The 17849-nt window shown below is 55.0% G+C and carries 19 protein-coding genes and 1 tRNA gene; 3 read left to right on the forward strand and 17 right to left on the reverse strand.

Going from position 1 to position 17849, the window contains the following annotated elements; all coding sequences use genetic code 11:
- Nucleotides 1-18: 18 nt before the first annotated feature.
- The 17 genes from ACVWXF_RS01320 to ACVWXF_RS01400 form a co-directional block, all read right to left on the reverse strand.
- A complete protein-coding gene (locus ACVWXF_RS01320) occupies nucleotides 19-273 on the reverse strand; it encodes an HNH endonuclease (RefSeq protein ID WP_011430012.1) in 255 nt (84 codons plus the stop codon).
- Nucleotides 274-275: 2 nt separating this feature from the next.
- Entirely contained in the window at nucleotides 276-692 is a 417-nt protein-coding gene (locus ACVWXF_RS01325) for a KGK domain-containing protein (protein WP_457473430.1), read from the reverse strand.
- 10 nt (nucleotides 693-702) lie between these two features.
- Nucleotides 703-1068, reverse strand: a complete 366-nt coding sequence (locus tag ACVWXF_RS01330) for a KGK domain-containing protein (RefSeq protein WP_457473431.1) — start codon at nucleotides 1066-1068, stop codon at nucleotides 703-705.
- Between the two features lie 27 nt (nucleotides 1069-1095).
- Nucleotides 1096-1524 (reverse strand): KGK domain-containing protein, encoded by a 429-nt coding sequence (locus ACVWXF_RS01335; protein WP_041436828.1) that lies wholly within the window; start codon nucleotides 1522-1524, stop codon nucleotides 1096-1098.
- On the reverse strand, nucleotides 1499-1909 hold the full coding sequence (locus ACVWXF_RS01340; protein WP_414332234.1) for a KGK domain-containing protein: 411 nt from the start codon (nucleotides 1907-1909) through the stop codon (nucleotides 1499-1501). Before ACVWXF_RS01340 ends, ACVWXF_RS01335 begins: the two co-directional genes overlap by 26 nt.
- Before the next feature lie 47 nt (nucleotides 1910-1956).
- Nucleotides 1957-4491 carry a dynamin family protein gene (locus ACVWXF_RS01345; RefSeq protein WP_457384601.1) on the reverse strand — a complete coding sequence of 845 codons (2535 nt, stop codon included), beginning with the start codon at nucleotides 4489-4491 and terminating at the stop codon, nucleotides 1957-1959.
- Nucleotides 4492-4695: 204 nt separating this feature from the next.
- A tRNA-Phe gene (locus ACVWXF_RS01350) sits at nucleotides 4696-4768 on the reverse strand.
- Nucleotides 4769-4827: 59 nt separating this feature from the next.
- Nucleotides 4828-5481, reverse strand: a complete 654-nt coding sequence (locus tag ACVWXF_RS01355) for a Crp/Fnr family transcriptional regulator (RefSeq protein WP_011434200.1) — start codon at nucleotides 5479-5481, stop codon at nucleotides 4828-4830.
- Nucleotides 5482-5799: 318 nt separating this feature from the next.
- Nucleotides 5800-7395 (reverse strand): bifunctional aminoglycoside phosphotransferase/ATP-binding protein, encoded by a 1596-nt coding sequence (locus tag ACVWXF_RS01360; protein ID WP_457473469.1) that lies wholly within the window; start codon nucleotides 7393-7395, stop codon nucleotides 5800-5802.
- Nucleotides 7396-7470: 75 nt separating this feature from the next.
- Nucleotides 7471-8040 (reverse strand): hypothetical protein, encoded by a 570-nt coding sequence (locus ACVWXF_RS01365; RefSeq protein WP_414332236.1) that lies wholly within the window; start codon nucleotides 8038-8040, stop codon nucleotides 7471-7473.
- A 33-nt stretch (nucleotides 8041-8073) separates the two neighbouring features.
- Nucleotides 8074-9075, reverse strand: a complete 1002-nt coding sequence (locus ACVWXF_RS01370; protein ID WP_457473432.1) for a zinc-dependent alcohol dehydrogenase family protein — start codon at nucleotides 9073-9075, stop codon at nucleotides 8074-8076.
- 349 nt (nucleotides 9076-9424) lie between these two features.
- Nucleotides 9425-10618 (reverse strand): RNA-guided endonuclease InsQ/TnpB family protein, encoded by a 1194-nt coding sequence (locus ACVWXF_RS01375; protein ID WP_457473433.1) that lies wholly within the window; start codon nucleotides 10616-10618, stop codon nucleotides 9425-9427.
- 144 nt (nucleotides 10619-10762) lie between these two features.
- On the reverse strand, nucleotides 10763-11677 hold the full coding sequence (locus ACVWXF_RS01380) for a hypothetical protein (protein WP_457473434.1): 915 nt from the start codon (nucleotides 11675-11677) through the stop codon (nucleotides 10763-10765).
- A gap of 338 nt (nucleotides 11678-12015) precedes the next feature.
- Nucleotides 12016-13416, reverse strand: a complete 1401-nt coding sequence (locus ACVWXF_RS01385) for an AtzE family amidohydrolase (RefSeq protein ID WP_414383519.1) — start codon at nucleotides 13414-13416, stop codon at nucleotides 12016-12018.
- Entirely contained in the window at nucleotides 13413-13601 is a 189-nt protein-coding gene (locus ACVWXF_RS01390) for a DUF4089 domain-containing protein (RefSeq protein WP_011430915.1), read from the reverse strand. Before ACVWXF_RS01390 ends, ACVWXF_RS01385 begins: the two co-directional genes overlap by 4 nt.
- A 71-nt stretch (nucleotides 13602-13672) precedes the next feature.
- Entirely contained in the window at nucleotides 13673-14305 is a 633-nt protein-coding gene (locus tag ACVWXF_RS01395) for a hemerythrin domain-containing protein (RefSeq protein WP_457473435.1), read from the reverse strand.
- Nucleotides 14306-14458: 153 nt separating this feature from the next.
- Nucleotides 14459-15325, reverse strand: a complete 867-nt coding sequence (locus ACVWXF_RS01400) for a tRNA (5-methylaminomethyl-2-thiouridine)(34)-methyltransferase MnmD (protein ID WP_457473436.1) — start codon at nucleotides 15323-15325, stop codon at nucleotides 14459-14461.
- 124 nt (nucleotides 15326-15449) lie between these two features.
- On the opposite strand from ACVWXF_RS01400, the gene accD reads away from it, so the two are divergent.
- The 3 genes from accD (at nucleotide 15450) to ACVWXF_RS01415 (ending at nucleotide 17835) form a co-directional block, all read left to right on the forward strand.
- Nucleotides 15450-16394, forward strand: coding sequence for an acetyl-CoA carboxylase, carboxyltransferase subunit beta (gene accD / locus ACVWXF_RS01405; protein ID WP_414344447.1), 945 nt, complete (start codon nucleotides 15450-15452; stop codon nucleotides 16392-16394).
- Between the two features lie 239 nt (nucleotides 16395-16633).
- Nucleotides 16634-17029: an STAS domain-containing protein gene (locus ACVWXF_RS01410; RefSeq protein WP_414374470.1), complete on the forward strand. Its 396-nt coding sequence runs from the start codon at nucleotides 16634-16636 to the stop codon at nucleotides 17027-17029.
- Nucleotides 17030-17130: 101 nt separating this feature from the next.
- Nucleotides 17131-17835: a class I SAM-dependent methyltransferase gene (locus ACVWXF_RS01415; protein ID WP_457473437.1), complete on the forward strand. Its 705-nt coding sequence runs from the start codon at nucleotides 17131-17133 to the stop codon at nucleotides 17833-17835.
- Nucleotides 17836-17849: the final 14 nt, after the last annotated feature.

A 17849-nucleotide genomic window follows, 5' to 3' on the forward strand; every position in this document is an offset into this window, starting at 1 on the left:
TAGGCGAAACACCGCAGCTCACCAGTCAAAGTGGCGGCGAAAGCGGGGATCCCGTCGATCCTTTTTGCGTCGGTTGCAGGTTTTGCACAACGTTTGCAGATTGCTGATATCGTTACTGCCCCCTTGGGCAATGGGGATGATGTGATCGATCTGAAGCTGAACCTCTGGGGGCGACTTTCCGCAACCGCGACAACGGAAGCCGTCTCTTTGGAAAACATACTCCCGCACGGCTGCTGGAATTAGAATCCTTTCGCCGGATTTTCTTTCTTTCATCGTTATTCATCCATACTGCGAAGATCGTCCAGTGGAGACTTTTCATCTAGAGGTTCTAATATCTCTTGGTCGGGTTCTTTTATCAGAAATTCAGGATTGTCAGGATAAAAGTCAATCGTAACTTCTACTCTTACTTTTACTCTACCGGTCTGCCAACCGTTAGTTTTAGGAGAAAGAATCGAGCATGGAACTCCTTTATGGAAAAAATGAACCTGATCTTCATAGGGAATACCTGTTTGTATCTCAGACGAACTCAAGTGACTGTTTAGTTCTCTTCCCATTTGGTCAAACTTCAGGAAATAAGAATTGATAGAATCGCAAAGCTTGGAAATCATGTAGACTTTCTGCTTATTGTTCTTGTTGATAAAAGTGATAACTCCGTCTCCCAGTTGGCTAAGATTAATGGATGTTTTTGTCATCTTATCGACCTCAAGACATAGAGACAACTTGAACAGCCCGTAAATCATCCAGTATAGAATCCTCTAGTTTTCTGGGAGCGCTATCTCCAGAATCTCTATATGGGTCATCAGGAACAAACTCGAGATAAACTTTGACTGATATCTTGCCAGAGATCCACGACTTTCTGGGCTGTAAGACTCTAGATTCTATTCCATCCACGAGCATTTTAATGTCCGCATAAACCTTTCTTGATTTAAGGTAACCGTTTGTCCGTAAAGTATCTGAAAGAAGGTAATTAATAATTGCACTATGCAAGCTACTTGGAAGGTAGACTTGATCACCAATTCCAACGACAGTTTCCCTATCATCTGACCTAAAAACTATCGGATCGACCACGGCATTGTCTCCTATTGCTAACAGACTTTACTGACTGACATCTCCCCGAATGTCATCCAAAGGCGATCTACTGCTCCCTGATCCCGTTTCTTCTGGCTCAAACTCAACCACTAGTCTCATCCTAACTCTACCAGCAATCCACGGTGAGCCAGGACGTAAGAGTTTAGCAGGAATTCCTTTCACGTTAGTTATTCCGTTCAAGTTGCTCCATAGAATCGAGACTCCCTTTTCGCTAAGTTTGCTGGATAAGTAGGATCTGATACTCTCATAAACAATCTCTGAGTACACCTGAGCAAACTCTTGCGAGTAGATTAGGCGTCCTCCTATATCAATGACAGTATTTTGGAAAATATCTAGCTCAACAAAGCACTCCTGAGATTGATCATTACTTGACACTTGCCCAACCCCCTCTATGTCTCTCTGGCTTAGGCTAGCTCTCACTTTCGCGAAGGTCATCCAGAGGGGATCCGCTGCTGCTCTCTGAGCCTGTATCCTCTGGCTCAAACTCTACAGTGATCCGCAATCTGACTCTGCCTTTTTCCCAATCCTTCTTGCCTGGCACCAAGAGCTGACAAGCAAGTCCCTGCCCAAACCACTTCGCTTCTTGCAACAATTTTTCTTCTGGCTTGGGAGCAAGAAGGCTACTGGCAATGTTGAGCAAGTCTTCCGGCGGCAGGATCCCTGAGGATCTCAAGGCCGCAATGAACAAGCGATGCAGCTCTTCTTTCTTGGTCAAGTCCTCTTGGGCTGCTTTGACCAAGTTGGCAACCTTGAAAGTTTTCTCCCTTACAGAGAGGATCCCTTCTGGGTGCTGCTGCAGAGGTATCGATTTGGATCCCATGACTTTATCTGGATCAAGTGAAAGGCCAAAAACAAAGACAAGCCGCTCTATCTCAAATCATCGAGAATGCTATCCAACTCTGGAAAACTCTCGTCTATGGGTGTAGAACGACCAAGAGCGACTGCTTCGCTTGCATTGCTGTCACCTACTTGCTGTTCAGGAAGACTTGCCAAAATCTGAACTGACTCACCAACAGAGGAAGGCTCAGGACGAGTAATCAAGGGCAGCATCTCGCGATTGAGGCCCAAAGCCTGCAGGCAGAGGTTGATCCCAGAAACAGCTTGGTTGTACTTGTCTATGCTTGCCTCCAGTTCTTTCAGCCGCTGTTGGTTAAGCGCAATTTTCTCTTCAGCCTCTTTTCTGAGAGTTGCTTCCATGAACTGCTTTGCTTCTGGGTACTTTTGCAAAATCTCATCGGCTACTTGCTTGGCAACCGGCAATAGCTGAGTTTTCAGAGTATTGTTGGTCTCTTGTCGGAAGCTAGAACGCACTGTCTGGTTAATTTTCGGCTCGAAGTCAAGCTTAAGTAATTGTCGGATTCCAGGCTCTGCGTCGCGAATAGCAGAGATGTCATAAGATTGGCTGGTTTGCTTTAGGACTTCTCGAAACTGGTAGATCGAGAATGTTCCTTCGTCGTAGAAGCGGGGACTTTCTCTGAGGTAGCGGTCGCACTCTTTTCGGGCACCATTGACAAGAGAACTCAAAGTTACCTCCTTAACCAAAAGAAGCTTTTTCTCCAAGTCCCCATCGGATCCCAGTAGGCGAAACAACTGCCTGTAGTAGCTCGAGCTGCGAACTTCATCAACAAGGCGACGAAAGAAGTTCTCTACAAGCGTGCTGGCTGATTCTACCAGGATGTCTTCTAGATGGTTGGATAAATAGTAAAAGGCTTCGACCAATACAGCTAAAAATGGAGCTGTGGAGTTGCGGGGACGAATGCGAACGGCTTGACTGTAAACATTGTCCAACGAAAAAGTATCCAAAAGCTCATCTAGCCTCCGTACCATCCTAGCCTGCAATTTACGGAAATCGTTCTCAAATTCTTTGTTTTCTCCGTTAATAACTTTATTGACTACTGTCTGGATATGCTCGTCAAACTCTCGGCCAATACTGGCTAGCTGCTGATTGATCAGCGTCAGCTCATAGGAAATCATGCTGTCAATCTCTTTGGGCTGGCTATCAATGTCTCGGTAGAGATCTAGATAGGACTTCCTCATCTCGATGCAGAGAGGTTGCAAATCATCGGCCAGCGCGGAAAATAGCTGTGGCCGCTTTTCTTCCGTTAAATAACGAGTGATCCCAGCCCGAAAGTCTTCAATACCGCTATCTTTAATCATATACTCAATCAAAGGTTTTCCCCACTCCCTCAGAATCCGAACGTAGTTATTTATGGGTGTGTCGTACCCATGTACAGAAGGGCGGAACGGGGATCCAACTAGCCTACCCGACGTGCAGTACTTATTAAACTCGCTGACAAACTGGGGCGTTTCTTCCTCACCACCCAATTCTTTGATGCTTTCTGAAAAAATCGTATCCAGTCCAAATCGATCCTCGGGGGTAGTTGCCTTGATCTGGGAACCATAGAAGCCGAGAAGGCCGCTTGTCTTAAATACGCGGAGTTGACGAAACTGCTGGTCGATAATGTTTTCTAGTCTCTGCTTTAGTTGTGCGTTGTACCAAGTCTCGTCAATCCGGTTAAATACATAGAAGACCCGATCCCTGATGCTATCATTACTTTGAATATGCTCAATAAGCTCTGTCTCTTCCTTGGTCAGCTCACCCGTTGCAGCACACTTGAGAACGCAAACAACTGCGGACGTATCCGGATCGGCAATTTTTCGATAAGTACGCTCTGCATCCGCTTTGACTGGAGCATCGATCCCAGGAGTATCGACAATAACGTTTCCATCTTCCAGCAAGGGGTGGTGGCAATAGTATTCCACCTTTCGCAAAACTGCGCTATTGGCGCCGCGCCGGGCAAAACCCGCAGCTTCCCTTAGGTTGCCGAAGTTGAGCTGCTCCATTGAGAAAACTTTGTTCTCGGTAGGGTGAATTTTGTCCCGGTTCTGCTGGAAACCTGTAATCAACAAGCGGAGGGCATCTGCCTGCTTTGCCCGCTCTGACTTGCTTTTACCTCCCTCCTGTTGAATAATAGCCTCAGCACGCTCCTTCAGGGGATTCAGTGCAGTGTCTTCCAGCCTGCTGAGTGACGGAGCCAAGTTTAGGAAAGCGCAGAAGGCGGTCATCTGTTCTTGCACTTCCTGCTCGCTGAGAAAAGTGAGCACCACTCTCTCAGCATTTGGCTCTGCGTAGCCAATGTAGCACTCTGTCCCTGTGGCGTGCCCTTCGGCGCTGTAGAGAAGCTCTCTTTCTAAGAGGGCATTGATTAGCATAGACTTGCCAGCACTGAAAGCACCGGCAAAGACAATCTCGAAGGTTGGAGAAATAGCTTTGCTGAGGGAAGCTTGAATCCGAGTGGTATCTTGCTTGCCTGAAAAAGTGGAATCCTGATGCCAGAGTTGCAGGATAGCTTCAACCTGCTCTTTCAAGTTCTCACACTGAGGCAGGAGCTTTACAGACATAAGAGAGCAATCTCCACAGAGGCTGCCGGGATTATAACTTGCCTATGCTTGAGGTGAGGATTCCTACAACAATTTTCTTCAGTCCCGGAGCTGTGTGGCTATATGTGCATACACGTGAAGAGAGAAGAGCAGAACTCCCCAGACCGACATAGCAAAAAGGCTTAGGTCGTTGACCCAAGCCCGCCTCAGCATACTCATACCAGATGCCAGGAACCAGACTTGAACTGGTGACACGAGGATTTTCAGTCCTCTGCTCTACCAACTGAGCTATCCCGGCTTTGGACCTACTATCTTACGATGTCGAGGGGGGTTTTGACAACTGGTGGCGCCCCCAATTTAGCCAATCAATTTCTCCAAAGCCTCCATCTGGGGGATGCAGAGAACATCTCGGTTGCGATCCCGGCGGATCAGCTCCTCTTGCTCCAGCTTGGACAGGACGCGAGTGACCGTTTCCCGGGCTAGGCCACTTAGGCTGCTCAGCTCCCGATGGGGCAAGTTGGGGATCTCTACACCACTCCGGCTAACCCGGCCACGAGATTCGGCCAAAAACAGCAGGATATCGGCAACACGGGCCGTACTACTGGCCTCGCGCAACTGCAGACGACGGTTGATCTGCCGTAAGCGGCGCGACATGAGCTGAGCAAGGCGGATGCCGGCCTGAGGATCAGAAGCCAAAAAAGCCAGGAAGTGTTGGGCCGACAGACAACTGACTTTGGTGGCTGTTAGGGCTACAACGTCGGTGGAACGAGGCGCTTCGTCCAAAGCAGCCATTTCCCCGAAGATTTCCCCTGGACCAAGAATGGTGAGGGTGATCTCCCGGCCTTCGAGATCATGGGTGCGAATCTTGACCCACCCTTCCAGGATGAAATAAACGGCGTTACCCCAGTCATTTTGTAACAAGATGGCCTGGTTGACCGGGTGGGAGCGCAACGACATTTGCCCGGCCAGAGGCTCTAGCCTCTCAGGAGGAAAGCCCTCAAACAGGAGCATCAGGCGTAGGTCATCTGGAGTTACATCGCTCACCGTGGGATCCTCCTGCACGTGGTCAGTTCTGGTCGAGTGGGATGGGAAAAGGGTGGGCCTGCACAGACACGTCAACATGCCCCTCAGCCTACCGTCTCTCTCAGGTCTATGGCCCGCCGAGGCGAACTGCGTAGCGATAGGGCAGGGCTTTAGACCCAATTTTTACCGCTACTTTGGAAAGGGATCCCTGCACAACAAAAGCTGCTGTCATCCTCTAGCCCAGAAACGGCAAAATCCATCTTGCTGATGTTAATTCTCTCGACTTTGTGCAGTTTGAGTCGAGATCTAGACCTGCTGAAGTTGAGATGGCCAATCTTGGCTGGTATCCAAAACCTTTAAAAAAGGCCGTTCCGACTCGGAAAAATCCTGCCAGTGGGCCTGCTGTTGGGAGAGCATCTCGGCGGTGGCATCGGCAATGTCGGCAGAGGGCTGCTGATCCCCATCGATGCAGCCGGCTGGGGCCAAGAGGGGTTGAGGAGCTGGGCTGCGGCGTTGCAGGCGCTCCCGCAAAACAGGTTCAGGGGCGTAGCAGTGGAGGATGCGCAGTGGGATCCCTTGGCGTTGGGCCTGATCAATGGCCATCCCCCGCAGGGCTTGCCGGTCAAACTTGGCGTCCAGAATCACGGTGTAGCCTTCCTGGGCCAGCTCTACTCCCAACTGCACCAAGCGGCGGTAGGTTTTATCGGTCATCTCCGGGGTATAAACCTCCGGCCCCCCCCGTTGCCGCAGAGGGATCCCGGCCAAATGCTTGCGCACCGCATCGGAGCGAATGTGAATGGCTCCCCGCTGACGGGCCAAGTGGCGGGCTACCGTGCTTTTGCCGGATCCCGACAATCCCGACATCAGGAACAACTGCCCCCGCTTGGGGAGGGTGTATTCCCAGGCAAGACGGTAATAGCGGGCGGCGGTACTGAAGGCCGTGGCCTTAGCTTCCTCTGTTGCCGTGGGATCCTCCAGCAAAAAAGAGGTGACCTTGGCCCGCACGTAGGCCTGCCGATTGAGGTAAATAGGCAAGATCTTCAGCCCTTCCCAATCTCCGGTTTCTTCCAGGTAAGTGTTCAAATAGGCGTTTCCCAGATCGGGGCGATGGCGGGCATCCAAATCCATCACCCCATAGGATATGTCGTACATGACATCCACAAAGCGGAAGGCTTCATTAAACTCGATGCAATCAAAAAGCAGGATCTTCCCTTCCCAAAAACAGATGTTGCCTAGGTGCAGGTCTCCGTGGCATTCACGAATGCGGTTTTGTTCTATTCTTTGTTGAAACAGCTCCTGCCGCTCAGCAAAAAAGCGATCGGTGTAGGCTTGGGTTTCTCGATATTGCTGAGCTGTTTGTGGGCCGCCGACGTAGCGCTGGGTTTGGGCGTAATTCTCGTCAAAGGCTTCTCGCACCCGTTCTGGCCGGCCAAAGCTGCGGATGTAGTCGTTGGTCTCGGTTTGGGCATGAAACGTCGCCACCACCCGCCCCAGCTCCTCCATCAAGGACGGCGTTAGCTCTCCCCGCTCAAACAGGTTGCTGAACAGTTGCTCTTGGGGAAATTGCCGCATTTGCAGAGCGTATTCTATGGGCTCGCCGCTGCTGTTGAACTGAAATCGGCCATCGGTCTGGACAATGGGCAACACTTGCAGATAAAGGCCGGGAGCACCGCGCTGGTTCATGCGCAGCTCTTCTTGGCAAAAGTGGCGCCGCCTCTCCAGGGTGGTGAAGTTCAAAAAGCCAAAGTCCAAAGGCTTTTTCACTTTATAGGCATAGTCGCCTGTCAGCAGAATATAGGAAATGTGGGTTTGAATAAGCCGAATGGGATCCTGTACCGGATGAGGGTAGAAGGCGGGATCCAGCATCGCTTGGATCAAGGGGGGCAGGTGGGTATCGACCATGAAAAACGATAGAGATGGAAAAAGGGCTTGGACGGGAATCCCTATCTTCCGCCGACAGAGCAGATTGTCCTCCACCTATTCCTTAAAGGGCAAGGCGGCTTCTTGGGGGGAAAGACGGATGAGGCTGATCCCCTGCTGAATTAGCGTATCTTGAGCAGCACCGGAAAGAGCGTAGGGCCAGACCAGATATTTGGTGTTGATGTAGTCTTGTCCGCGCTTGGCCAGGTTCACCTGTTCCGAGAGCATGCGCACGTCTGGCCCGCGGCTGATAGTGGCTTCGGCCCGGCGAATGCGCTGCATCAGTTGGCTGAACAGCTCTTGGGGCTGCTGTACAAACACCACAATGGCCAAGTCACAGGGGTTGTAATAGTTGCCGATGCCGCAGAGGAGCAGGGCTTCACTGGAGAGAACAAGGGTTTCTTGATCCCCCAGAGCCACCACCGGATACAGAAAGGTGCGCACATCCTCCAGTTGCCAGTGGTTAAAAGAGTGGCTATCTACCTCCCCCCGCACCCAAGAGGAGATGGCAGGAAAAACTGCTTCGCTCAACAGTCGATAGGCCGTCTGGGGTCGCCCTAGCCAGCAGAGGGCATTTTCGTAGAAGCTCTCGTTCTCCAGCAGGTGGGGGGTGAGAGGAGCAACCATGGGCAGATCCTCAACGGGCTTTCTCCAGAATGCCTACTCGGGGATGGTTAAGGCAATTTTGCCCAGAACGGATCCCTGCTCCAGCAACCGGTGGGCGGCAGCCGCTTCGGCCAGAGGAAAGGTGTGGCTGAGCTGGATCCGCAGTTGGCCTTGGTCGATGAGGCGGGCACATTGCCTGAGGATTTCCGCCTGATTTTGTTGGGCGTTGGTCAGGCTTTTCAGCATCGGGGTGAGCATCAGCTCAAATCCCACCCGCAGGTTGCGGTCGCGGGCCACCCGCCAGTCCGTCTCCGGAGCCGGAGCCAGCAGGGTGACGATATCTCCGTACACGCGCACTGCGGGGAAGGTCTGCTCCAATAGCTTGCCGCCCAAGGTATCTAGGGCAAGATCCACCCCCTCTCCCCCTGTCCAGTCCAAAACGGCGCGCACAAAGTCTGTCTGCCGGTAGAAGATGGGCAAGCCGGCGCCTAGGGAATGGACAAACTCCGCCTTTTCCGGGGTGCTCACGGTGGTGGCCACTTTGGATCCCCGTAGACGGGCCAGTTGAATGGCCACATGGCCAACTCCACCCGCTCCCCCGTGGATGAGCACACTTTGGCCGGCCTGGAGACGCCCCCGGTCGTAAAGCGCTTCCCAGGCGGTGATCAGCACCAGCGGGGCAGCAGCAGCCTCCGCAAAGCTCAGAGTTCTGGGCTTGGGAGCCACAAAACGCTCGTCCACCACGATCAGCTCGGCGTAATTCCCCGCCTGCCTGCCCAGACCCCCGTGGCAGAAGTACACCTCGTCTCCCACTGTAAAGTGCCTAACTCCGGATCCCACGGCTTCCACAACGCCGGCACCGTCACACCCCAAAATGGCGGGCATCTCCTCTGGATAGAAGGTGCCCCGTTGCCGCAGTTTGGTGTCGATGGGGTTGACGCCGGCTGCCCTCAGACGGATGCGCAGCTCCCGCTCGCCGCGAATTTGGGGCTCAGGTACTTCTCGGAGCTGCAGAACCTCTGGCCCGCCGGGCACACTCATGACTACGGCTTTCATGCGCTCAAGTTGTCAGCTTCAGTTGGGTTGGCCCGCTCAAAGGATGCAGGGTAGAGTTTGTTCTGGTGATGAGAAGATGGGCATCTCCCCATTGGGGTGTTGCTTTGCAACCCTGCGGAGTCTTGCAGCTGCTCTCTAGCCTATTTTAGCTAAACCGCCGAGAAGCCCCGCGCTGTATGCGCAGGGTCAACATACCCACGCAAAACCGAAGCCGTCACCCCACTCCATGAAGCAATAAAAAGGCTAGTGGCTAGTGACTAGTCACTACACACTACTCTACAGGGCGGTGGGGCATCCCGTCCTTTTCGCGTCAGCGGGACGTAGTCCTTAAGCTCAGGAAATGTGTAAACTACCCGACCCTGACTGCTTCGCAGTACAGAGCAGGCTTTCGGTAGCCCTGCAGTTGGCAAGCCAACCACGAACCTCTAGGCTGGTTTACAGCAGCCCCCAAGAGCGCAATCACATTCGCACCATTCAAATCCGCATCCCCTTCCCATCCACAGTGTCCACACTTAAACTTCTTTCCACTGCGATAGGATTGCGCAGGGTCGGGATGAATGTGCAAACACCGGTGGCAGGTCTGCGACGTGTAGGCAGGCGGAACAAGAATCAGAGCAACCCCCGCACGCAGAGCCTTGTACTCCAAAAATTGACGGAGTTGATAAAACGCCCAACTATTTGCCCGCCTACGCTCTGTCTTGCTGCGTGGCTGTTGATTGACCCTTTCCCGAATCCCTGTCAAGTCTTCCAGAGCAAGAGCGCTGTTTGTGGCTTTTGCCCTAGAGACAATAGCTTTGGAGATGCGATGATTGACCCACGCCTGAAAGCGTCTCTCCTTGCCAGACAGCCGTTGCAACAGTTGACGGCATCTGCGCCGCGAACTGCGGGTGCCCTTACTGGCTTTGCGTTGGAGTGCCGCCCTCAGCTTGGAGTAGTGGTCGCGGACTCTGTTCAACTGCTGTCCATTCCAATTGTCCCCCTCTGACGTATGGGCAATATCTGTCCTCCCCAAGTCCACCCCGATCACCTTGTCGGTATCTTGTTGCTTGGGTGGTTTTTTCTCTACGCAAATCTGGATGGAGTAGGAGCCGTCCTTCCGCTGGACTAGGGTGGCCGATTTGGGGCTAGAGCCAGCCAGCATTCCCCTCTGGTAGTTGCCAATGGCTAGCTCAAAGCGTTCTCTTCCATCAACCGTGGTCAGCGACACCGTCCAGTCTTTCTCGCGGAATGAAAAGATACGTGCGTCGTAGGTAACGAACCTACGCTTGAACTCTTTAACCGGACGGTTGCGCTGTCTCGCCACTTTGCGAGCGCCTGCCACCCGTCTGCACACCTGTTGAGCCAAGTTACTGGACAAGCCGAACCGGGCTCGAATCTCGTAGTAGCAAAGGGATTGCAGTTTGACCGCGTTGACGATCTTCTCCGGCGTGTTCTGGTTGACCCAGTTCAATGCCTGCACAAAGACATCCATCGTCGCGTCCAATTTGGCGGCTTGTGACGGGAACACCTTGAGCTTACAGGAGACGGTCAGGACTTGGCTCATAAGTCCATTGTACTTCATCAAAGCGCATTCCTCCCGGCACTGACCCTACGGGTACAGTGCGGGGCTCCTGCAATTTCTAGCTGAGAAGCCCGCGCTGTGTGCGTAGCAACCCTGCGGGAAGCTAGCTACAGCGTCGGGAGTATGTCACGCAGCCTGCGACTTCATGGGCTCCGAGTAGGCCAAAATGAACTGAATGAACTGGTCGATCTCCAGCAGAATGTGTTCCGCCTCGGCCAGAGAGGCCGGTACGCTTGCCAGCACCTGGGCATCTACTTCTGCAGCCTGCTCCGCTTCTTGCAAGAGGTTCATCGAGTTATGGCTGAGCAGGAGCTCCAGCTCGTTCAGGGTTACCATGGCCAGCTGCTCCTCGGCTTGATGGAGCTTATTTTGCAAAGTCTGAACTTGTTCGGTTTGCACCTTCAGCCTAGCTTCCGCCTGCTCAGCGCGAGACATAGCCAGTTGTGCAGCTTGCTGGGCCTCATCCCGCTGAGCTTTCAGGAAGGCCATCTCTTGCTCCAATTGTGCCAATCGCTCTTGCAGGCTGTAAATGTGCTGATCCCGGTCTCCCAAAGCTCGCTCCAGCTCGCGATTTCGAGCCTCCATCTGCTGACGAGCTTCGTTCGCTTGGGCTAGCTGTTCCGCCAAGTTTGCCATTTCCTCTTCCATGTTGGCGAGCCGACTCAAGCGTTCCAAAACCTGAGCATTTTCGGCTTCCAGTTTCTCAATCAGTGCTTGAGCGCCCAACAGTTCTGCTTTGGTGGAGTCCAGCTCGCCGCAGACTTGGTTGTAGTTGGCGATTAGCTCGCCAAGCCGGGCTTCTTTGGCTTGCAGTTCTTCTCGCAAGGAGTTCATCCAGCGGTCGCTCTGCTCAATCCGCTGTTGCAAGAGCGGCAGTTGAACCAGAGCTTGTTGGGCAGCACTGAAATAGCCAAGGAGTCGTTTGAAGTGGCGCTGTAGGTGGCTGTGGGACTGATCCAATCTGTCGAAGGCTTCGTTGAGAGAGAGATAGGCCTCGCACAGTTTCATGTAGCGCCGAGCCACAGAATCAGGATGATCCATAGGGTTATAGAGTCCAGGTGGGGGTGCCGTGTCTATTTTATGCTGTTCATTCTATTGGCCAAGCCCGGAAAAGGAGGCATTCGATACAACAACTGGGGGCTTAATTTTACTTTAATATCCAGTGCCTCGATCTCTCTTGCGAGCCAAGGCCAAAGAGTCTGCCCAAATACAGCTTCAGACGTTACCCACAGGCTACACAGAGACTAAAGCGGCTCCTCAAAAGCAATTGAAATCTTGTCTTGACCAAACAACCGGTTCATCTACATATTTAGTGTTCATGAGAAGATGCCCACGAGCTCTAGCGCTAGATGTGCTGCAAAAGTAGGGCTCTTCATGGCTCAGACCGGCTGGGCATTGGGGATCCCTAGCTTCTCCAAATAGGCGGCTGCCCGCAGCAGTTTGGCTTCTTGATAGGGGGCGGCCACCAGTTGTACGCCAAAGGGCAGGGATCCGCTCTCGCGCAACGGCACTGAAAGCACCGGCAGGCCGATAAACGAGAGGGGCTGAGTGTAGAGGCCGAGGTTGGGCCGAGTGAGAACCTCTACCCCATCGATCACCATCTTCTCTTGGCCGAGCAAGGGGGCAAAGCAGGGGGTGGTGGGGGCGATGAACAGATCGATCTCCTGAAAAATGGCCTGCACCTGCTGGCGATACCAGCGGCGAAAGCGCTGCGCCTGCAAGATCCAACTGGCAGGCAACAGGGCTCCGGCCAAAAAGCGATCCCGGGTGGCCGGGTCAAAGTCGTGGGGGCGAGTTCGCAGGTTGGGCAAGTGCAGGTTGGCTCCCTCAGCAGCCGTGATCAGGAAGGCGGCGGCACGGGCGCGCTGGGCTTCCGGGATCCGCACAGTCTGGCCGACCCCCAAGGCTTGGGCCACCTTTTCTACCCCGGCCAAGATGGGGGGCTCTGCCCCTCGGGCAAAGTAATCATCCGCCACCGCGATGCGCAAGCCCTCGATCCCCTGCCCCAATTGCCCAAAGGTGGGATCTACAGGACGCCGGGTACAGACGGGATCTTGGGGATCCGGCCCTTGCATGACATCGAAGCTGAGGGCAATATCGGCCACCGAACGGGCCAAGGGGCCCACGTGGTCAAAGCTGGCGGCAAACAGAGCCGCTCCTGCCCGCGATAGACGGCCATAGGTGGGCTTGAGGCCGTAGACGCCACACAAAGAGGCCGGTACCCGAATCGAGCCGTTGGTGTCGCTGCCCAGGGCGAGAGGCACCAAACCTCCTGCTACTGCAGCTGCCGAGCCGCCGGAGGATCCCCCCGCACTGCGGCTGAGATCGTGGGGGTTGTGGGTGGGGCCGTAGTGGCTGTTTTCGGTGACGAAGCCGTAGGCGTACTCGTCCATGTTGAGGGTGCCCACCAAGATTGCCCCTGCCTGCTTGAGACGAGCCACCACCGTTGCATCTTGGATGGCCGGGGGATTCTCGCGGTTGATCGCCGAGCCAGCCAGGGTGGTGAGGCCGGCCACGTCAAATAAGTTCTTGACGGCAAAAGGCACCCCTGCCAACGGGCCTACAGGGATCCCTTGAGCCACCTGTCGATCCACCTGCTCCGCCGCTTGTAAGGCCGATTCCTCCAAGACAGCTGTAAAGGCATTGAGCTGGGGATCCCGCCGGCGAATCCGCTCCAGACAGGCGGCCACCACCGCTTGGGCACTCACGGATCCCTGGCGGACAGCCCTGGCAATGGAGACCGCGTCGGCGCTGCCGAGAAGATGGGGATCCCCGGTCATGGCTGAGGGTCAAAGGTGGGATCTGGCTCAACTATCGGCGGCAACGGGAACTCCAGCACCTGTTGAGCAATGGGCAGAAAGCGGGCAAAATTTTCGATCACCCCTGCTCGGTGTTCAGGATGCAGGGGCAGTTGCAGCAGTTGGGCCATTTGATCGACGTAGGTTTCGGGATCCCAGGGCTGCATGGTTTTGGGGTCAGGGAGCCGATTGCAGCAAAAATACCACCACTAGCCTCCAACAACAAGACCGTCGTCGACTAGGGAGCGGACATTTGCACAGTGTTGCCCTGCAGCGACCAGAGACGCTCGTTGGGCAAGACAGGGCGGGTTATCGCCTGCCGTTCCAGCTCATTCAAAGCAACGCGACGGCTATGTGCAGAGCGATTGGAAGCAGCGCTGGCCTGTAGGCGTTTGCGGAACAGACGCAACTGCTGCTGCTCTGCTTCGGGAGAAACATGCTGGGCAAAGAGGGGATGCAAGATTTTCTCCTCCTGATCAAACTGAGCCCGCAATTGCCGATAGAAGTGAAGGGCAGCAGAAGGATCCACCTGCTGCGGGGTGCGCTCTGATTGGTGCAAAAAGCGCGTCAGCTCCGGGATCTGATCCCGCAGATGTTGCTCCAGCCGCTCAATTTGGGCGCTGAGGTGGGGATCCGCCTGGAGAGCCGACCTGAGCAGGGGGTAGAGAACATGGCGCTCCAGTTGAATGTGGCGGGAGAGGCGCTGTCGCAACCTTTGTACACAGAGGCGTCGCTGCTCCAGATCCAACTCCGGCGCTCGAGACAGGCGAGTCAAAAACTGCAGGATGACGCGGTGCTGTTCAGCACAAAGGGCAACCAGCGTACCGGCAGAGGCTGCTCGCGTCAGCGGGAGGGACTCCTCAGAGGACATGGCATTCACAGCAGAAAAGTTTCATCCTAGCTTAACTTTGTCAAGAAATGGTGGCTTGCGTAAGGGTACGGGAATAGCGCAGGTGTCTTGGATACACTCGGGCAGCAATCCTGGGAAAAGTTGTCCAGATCTGAACTCCGGCAACGCCACTCTCTAGGCTTGCACAGGCCAGCGGCGTTTCCAAGCAGAAGTGGGCTCCAAAGGGGATCCCTGCTGTTCCCGTTGGCGTTGCAGACGGATTTGCGCTCTATCTCCTTTCAAGGTGGGATCCCGGTAGGGCACGGCAGCGCGAGTTTTCAGGTGCTCCCACTCCATGGGGGAAAGGGGCGGCAGGTGGTCAGGTTGGGGCGAGGCCACTGTCCCCGGCCAAGGACGACCTACCGGGGGGGTAGAGCCGATGAAAAGCCCTGCTTCCAACAGAGCCGCTCGCACCGCCGCTGCACAGGAATAGGTGGCCAAAATGCCGGTTGGTCGCATCCGTTCAGCCACGGCCCGCAGGAAATCCACCGTCCACAGCTCTGGGCAAACAGAAGGCGAGAAGGGATCCAAAAACACCGCATCTGCCCACCCCAGCGGCACCTGCAACACCGTTTGCCGGGCATCGCCCCACAGCAGCGTTCCGCGCCAGCGCTCCGATTGCCAGGATCCCTGTTCAATCCAGTGTTGCCATTCTTGCCCAAAGCTCCAGGTGGATCCCACCCCCGCCTGCCAAGCCTGGCGAGGCACTTCCGGGGATCGCTCTAGGCCGATTACTTCTACAGAACAGTGGGGCCGGATTTGCCAAATGGTTTCTAGGGCAAGGCCGGAGTTGTAGCCCAAGCCAAAGCAAATATCCAAAAGGCAAATGGGCTGGGCGGGATCCCGCTCCAAAGGCAGCCGATCCAGCCGGCAAGGGCGGACAAACTTCTCCAAAGCCTCCTGGGCGGCACCACTGACGTTGTGAAAAGCCTGTCCAAACTCTTCCGAGAAAAAGGTCAGGGATCCATCCCCTGTGGTCAGCACCTGCCACCGAGTCTCCATCGCTTGCTGTTGTCTCTATTTTCAGTCGGGCGATTCTTTGATAGCTTGAGAACGTTGAGATGTGTTTCGCAGCTCACCGGCAGGGCTCTCGACATCCCTGAGTAGGGAGGATATTTCAACAGCTATGTCTCTACTGGATTGGTTTGCGGAACGGCGCAGACAAACCTCTCTGAACCTGACAGGTAGCAGCCCCTTCGACAAAGAGCGTCAGGTGAGAGAAATTGCCGATGGCCTCTGGCAAAAGTGTCCTGCCTGTGACACCCTGACCTACACCAAGGATCTGCAGCAAAACTGGCAAGTTTGCCCCAGCTGTGGGCATCACCACCGCATTACAGCCCCAGAGCGTCTGGAACAGCTTTTGGATCCCGGATCCTGGCAGCCCCTGGACGAACACCTGGCTCCCACGGATCCCCTGCACTTTTTCGACCAAAAGCCCTACTCCGAGCGCTTGGCCACCTACCAGGAGCGCACCCAGCTCAAGGATGCCGTCCTGACAGGGTTGGGAAGCCTGGAAGGGATCCCGGTGGCGATTGGGGTGATGGACTTTCGCTTTATGGGCGGCAGCATGGGCTCGGTGGTAGGCGAGAAGATCGCCCGCCTCACGGAACGGGCCACCTGCGATCACCTGCCTTTGATCCTGTTTTCGGCTTCGGGGGGAGCCCGCATGCAGGAAGGGATCCTCAGCCTCATGCAGATGGCCAAAACCTCAGCCGCCCTACAAAGGCACCGCGACGCCAGACAATTGTTCATCTCCGTGCTCACCCATCCCACCTATGGCGGGGTAACTGCCAGCTTTGCCATGCTGGGAGATTTGATCCTGGCCGAGCCGGGCGCGCAGGTGGGGTTTGCCGGGCCCAACGTAATCGAGCAAACCATCGGCAAGGGCAAGCTGCCAGAAGGCTTCCAAACCGCCGAGTACCTGCTGGCCCAAGGGCTCATCGACGCGATTGTGCCCCGTACTGAGCTGCGCAAGCGGCTGGCCCAGTTGCTCTCTATGCACCGTCCCCGTTTGCACATGTCCCTTCCCTCCATAGACTCGGAGGCTTTAACCCTGCAGCCCATGCTGTAGGTAGATCTGGCTGGAACCTGAGATGGGTGGCCGAGGCGGGATCCCTTCCCTGCGGGGGATGGAGTTCCTGCTAAGCTCTGGGGCGGCTCTTACTTCATAGGTTTACACGGCTTCCCTCTGGCTTGTTGGGAGAGGAGCTGGGGGCGAGAGGGCAGATGTTTTTGGAGGGAGCCGCGCTGTCCCTGGGGATCTTCACAAGATTTCCTGGTGGGCGGTAGCGGATGGTGTTAAGGTGGGGCATGAGGTCTTCACTGGAAACGATGGATTTCAAGCTGCGCATCCGTACTGCTGAAACTCCGCAAGGGCAAAAACTGGCAATTGTGCCCCTGGAAGGTCGTTTTGACGCCAAGGCCGCCTCAGAAGTTCGGCAATTGCTCCAGCAGGTTTTAGATTTCGGTTATCCCAATATGTTGATCGACATGTCGTCGGTCACTTTTATGGACAGCTCTGGGCTGGGGGTGTTGATCTCGGCTTTGCGCAAGTGCCGTGCTGCCGGGGGCAACATTAGCCTTTGTTGCGTGCCGGAAAGTGTGGCCCTCGTCCTCAACCTCACCTCCATGGAAAAGGTACTGACCTGCTTTAGCGACCTGGAGACCGGCATTGCCAACTTTTCCAGCGCTCCCACTGCTCGTTAGGCCGACATTAGGCCTTACTTTTGGGGATCCCCCGATGCTCTTTTCAGCCCATCAGCGAATTCTGGTGATCCCTCTAGCAATTTTCTCAACAATCTTCAGCCATGCCCCAGACCGGCCTCGATACCTTTCAGCTTCTCTACCAGCACCACCGTGGCCCCAGCTTCTGCGAGCGCATGCTGGCAACAGCTCCGGGGCGCTTTAACGAGGCGTTTTGGCAGTTCTGGCAGATGCACATCGAGCCCTGTCTGCCTCCTGCACCGCGCTTGTTGGATCTGGGAACCGGGCCGGGGTTTGCTCTGGGTCAGTGGGCGCAACGCTATCCCGGAGGGCACTTCATCGGGGTGGATGTGATGCCCTACATGTTGGAGCGAGCGGCGGCAGATTTGAAAGGGATCCCTGGAATCCAGCTGCTGCAGGCCGACCTGCACGACCCTCACTTGCCGCTTGAGGCCAACAGCATCGATGCAGCTCAGGCAGTGGTGGTGTTGCACGAGATGGTGCAGCCCTTGCGCTTGTTGCAGGAGGTGTTGCGTCTACTCAAGCCGGGGGGGCGATTTTTGCTGGTGGATTGGGTGCGCGCCCCGCTCAGCCTCTACTTCGATGCCGATACAGAGGCCCAACTCTTCCAGTCGGACACGCCTTTGGAAACGCTGCTGGATCAGTTTACCCACTTCTACGAGCACAATCGCTTCAGCGCCGAAGACCTGGTGTGGTTGTTGGAGAAGGTGGGTTTCGCGGTGGTGGCTCAGCAGCTCTACAACCAAAATCGCTTTGTGCGACTTGCAGCCGAAAAGCCTATCTCCTAAATGTCCAACTGCCC

The sequence above is a fragment of the Thermostichus sp. MS-CIW-40 genome (assembly GCF_054058315.1).

Excerpts from the sequence above, each read along its gene's own strand:
- ACVWXF_RS01320 (WP_011430012.1), bottom strand. The coding sequence starts at position 273 with ATGAAAGAAAGAAAATCCGGCGAAAGGATTCTAATTCCAGCAGCCGTG.
- ACVWXF_RS01325 (WP_457473430.1), bottom strand. The coding sequence starts at position 692 with ATGACAAAAACATCCATTAATCTTAGCCAACTGGGAGACGGAGTTATC.
- ACVWXF_RS01335 (WP_041436828.1), bottom strand. The coding sequence starts at position 1,524 with ATGACCTTCGCGAAAGTGAGAGCTAGCCTAAGCCAGAGAGACATAGAG.
- ACVWXF_RS01340 (WP_414332234.1), bottom strand. The coding sequence starts at position 1,909 with ATGGGATCCAAATCGATACCTCTGCAGCAGCACCCAGAAGGGATCCTC.
- ACVWXF_RS01345 (WP_457384601.1), bottom strand. The coding sequence starts at position 4,491 with ATGTCTGTAAAGCTCCTGCCTCAGTGTGAGAACTTGAAAGAGCAGGTT.
- ACVWXF_RS01355 (WP_011434200.1), bottom strand. The coding sequence starts at position 5,481 with ATGCTCCTGTTTGAGGGCTTTCCTCCTGAGAGGCTAGAGCCTCTGGCC.
- ACVWXF_RS01360 (WP_457473469.1), bottom strand. The coding sequence starts at position 7,395 with ATGGTCGATACCCACCTGCCCCCCTTGATCCAAGCGATGCTGGATCCC.
- ACVWXF_RS01365 (WP_414332236.1), bottom strand. The coding sequence starts at position 8,040 with ATGGTTGCTCCTCTCACCCCCCACCTGCTGGAGAACGAGAGCTTCTAC.
- ACVWXF_RS01370 (WP_457473432.1), bottom strand. The coding sequence starts at position 9,075 with ATGAAAGCCGTAGTCATGAGTGTGCCCGGCGGGCCAGAGGTTCTGCAG.
- ACVWXF_RS01375 (WP_457473433.1), bottom strand. The coding sequence starts at position 10,618 with ATGAGCCAAGTCCTGACCGTCTCCTGTAAGCTCAAGGTGTTCCCGTCA.
- ACVWXF_RS01380 (WP_457473434.1), bottom strand. The coding sequence starts at position 11,677 with ATGGATCATCCTGATTCTGTGGCTCGGCGCTACATGAAACTGTGCGAG.
- ACVWXF_RS01385 (WP_414383519.1), bottom strand. The coding sequence starts at position 13,416 with ATGACCGGGGATCCCCATCTTCTCGGCAGCGCCGACGCGGTCTCCATT.
- ACVWXF_RS01390 (WP_011430915.1), bottom strand. The coding sequence starts at position 13,601 with ATGCAGCCCTGGGATCCCGAAACCTACGTCGATCAAATGGCCCAACTG.
- ACVWXF_RS01395 (WP_457473435.1), bottom strand. The coding sequence starts at position 14,305 with ATGTCCTCTGAGGAGTCCCTCCCGCTGACGCGAGCAGCCTCTGCCGGT.
- ACVWXF_RS01400 (WP_457473436.1), bottom strand. The coding sequence starts at position 15,325 with ATGGAGACTCGGTGGCAGGTGCTGACCACAGGGGATGGATCCCTGACC.
- accD (WP_414344447.1), top strand. The coding sequence starts at position 15,450 with ATGTCTCTACTGGATTGGTTTGCGGAACGGCGCAGACAAACCTCTCTG.
- ACVWXF_RS01410 (WP_414374470.1), top strand. The coding sequence starts at position 16,634 with ATGAGGTCTTCACTGGAAACGATGGATTTCAAGCTGCGCATCCGTACT.
- ACVWXF_RS01415 (WP_457473437.1), top strand. The coding sequence starts at position 17,131 with ATGCCCCAGACCGGCCTCGATACCTTTCAGCTTCTCTACCAGCACCAC.